2 protein-coding genes and 1 pseudogene are annotated in these 2,123 nt (G+C 53.5%); 1 reads left to right on the top strand and 2 read right to left on the bottom strand.

The window, feature by feature from the left end:
* Positions 1 to 340, bottom strand: a 340-nt coding sequence (locus AC0L3O_RS34745; RefSeq protein WP_473618057.1) for an aminopeptidase P family N-terminal domain-containing protein, incomplete at its 3' end; no start/stop codon positions are given.
* 215 nt (positions 341 to 555) lie between these two features.
* Complete coding sequence (locus tag AC0L3O_RS34740) at positions 556 to 1,317, bottom strand: class I SAM-dependent methyltransferase (protein WP_473618056.1); 762 nt, start codon at positions 1,315 to 1,317, stop codon at positions 556 to 558.
* 123 nt (positions 1,318 to 1,440) lie between these two features.
* Here AC0L3O_RS34740 and istB point away from each other — a divergent pair.
* Positions 1,441 to 2,123, top strand: a pseudogene (gene istB, locus AC0L3O_RS34735) (IS21-like element helper ATPase IstB); the annotation flags it as partial.

Raw genomic sequence — 2,123 nt, 5'->3', positions numbered from 1 at the left:
CAATCGGCTCCCATGCCGTCCGCTGGCTCGACCCAATGTACTTCTCGGGATAACTGAGAATGCGTGATTGCGGCAGGAACGAGGTGGGCGTTGCACACAAAGTGTCGATCTCGCGCAAGATCAGCCACGGATCTTCATCTTCTTGACACACGAGAGCGAGCTGCGGAACGTACTCCGAGTATCCGTCATAGCCGGTGAGATAGTTCATATTATTCTCGTTCATGACAACCAGCGCATCCATACCGCGCGCCGCCATTTGCTGTCGCAGCCGAGCAGTGCGCTCGCGGTATTCCTGCTGACTAAATGCAGGCACGCGTTCCTGTTGACTAGATGCGGGCATGAGCAGCTTTCTCCTATCTTGGTAAATGTCGATTGCACAAGGCAATCAATTGGCTTCACCTTCTTCGAAGGCGCAACATTGGCTAGCGCATCAAAAAACCATGAGTTAGACCTTAAGATACGGCTTCCAACGAGTATTTTGCCTTCTGGCCAACGAATTCTTAGGAAGGTCTCTGTTTTTTGGACAGGCTCTCCAGCAAAGCTATACGGATGATATTATTTGTGCGCGACAACCACGAGGCGTGAGCTGTCGTATGTAAACGCTTCACCTTCTTTGCCATAAGCTTCAACAGACTTGAACCCCGCACTTCTCAACATGCGAACGTATTCAGAAAACCCATACTGCCTGTAGGAAAGGTGCGTTCGTCTAATCTGTCCATCCCGAATGATAATCCTTTCGAGGTTTTCGCGATCCCCTAGCACATCGTTGCTATATATATCGATCCGCAGATCGTCATTAAGCCGGGCAACGTCACATATGGGAAACTTGTGGAGTAGGGACACGATGCGACTATGGTTATCGATTAGCAAACACCCGCCCTTTCGAAGCGAAGAGGCGGCTTCACGAAGAACTCTCTCGTTATCCGCGTCGTCGAAGTAGCCAAAGGTCGTGTACCATAGAAAAGCAGCGTCGAATCGATCTCTCCAGGGAAGTGAACGCATGTCGCCTAGAACATACTCGACATTTATTCCGCGTTCAGCCGCATCCGACTCGGCTTTTTTTAGCAAGATCGGCGAGATATCAAGTCCGACTACCTGCGCTCCTTTTTCCGCCAATCGATTGGCAATCCGCCCATAGCCACACCCAAGTTCAAGAACCGAACTACCTTGTGCAAGAGAAAGAAGATCCCAAACTAACCCCGCCTGTCTGTCACACTCCTCCGGCGGGTTTTTCACGCATGCAAAATGTATGTAATCTTCACTGAAGTATGATTCGAGTTCCTGTAATGAAACAGCCTTGGCCATGTCGTCGCTCATATTTTTTCCTTTTTACTGAATGGTGCTGTCGTTATTGTCCAGGACATTTTCTCACAGTGACTGAATAGTTAAAGACAATTTTTGCAAAAGTTTTGTTTCTGGCCTGTTTTACCCTACTTCAAGACGCGCGAGATCGCGCGGCGCGACGAGCGGCGCTCCATGGCAGACAAGATCGCGCAGTTCCCGTTCGTGCGCGAACTCGAATGGCTTCGACTTCGACGGGTAGCCGTCGCTGGATCAGCGCCAAATCCGGGAGCTGGCCACCTGCCGCCGGTTTGCCTATGGCGACACGGTCCTGTTCCTTGGACCTCCAGGTACGGGCAAAACACATCTGGCGGGGCTCTCGGGCGCGAGGCGATCCGGCAGAACCATAGCGTCCAGTTCGTCACGGCGGCCACGCTCGTGGCGATGCTGGCCAAATCCCATGACGACGGTTCACTCGAAAAGCAGCTGACCACCCTATCGCGACCGAAACTGTTGATCATCGACGAGCTCGGCTATCTCCCGTTCGAAGCCAATGCCGCGCATCTGTTCTTCCAGCTGGTGTCGCGGCGTTATGAGCGAGGATCGATCCTGATCACCTCCAACCGCTCGGTGGGCGAATGGGGCAGCGTGTTTGGCGATCCCGTGGTGGCAACCGCGATCGTTGATCGCCTGCTTCACACTCGACAGTGATCACCATCCGCGGTGACAGCTATCGGCTTCGCGAAAAGCGGGGGGGGGGGGGGGGGGGGAGGGGCCCCCCCCCCCCCGGCGCCCCACAAAAAAAACAAAAAAAAAACGGGGGGGGGGTTTGTGTTAAAACC

It is taken from the genome of Mesorhizobium sp. WSM4810, from assembly GCF_055811235.1.
The sequence above is the reverse complement of the archived record's forward strand: the minus strand, read 5'-3'. Positions and strand labels throughout refer to the sequence as shown.

Bases quoted from the DNA above. Each gene is read 5' to 3' on its own strand.
- AC0L3O_RS34740 (WP_473618056.1), bottom strand. From the start codon at position 1,317: ATGAGCGACGACATGGCCAAGGCTGTTTCATTACAGGAACTCGAATCA.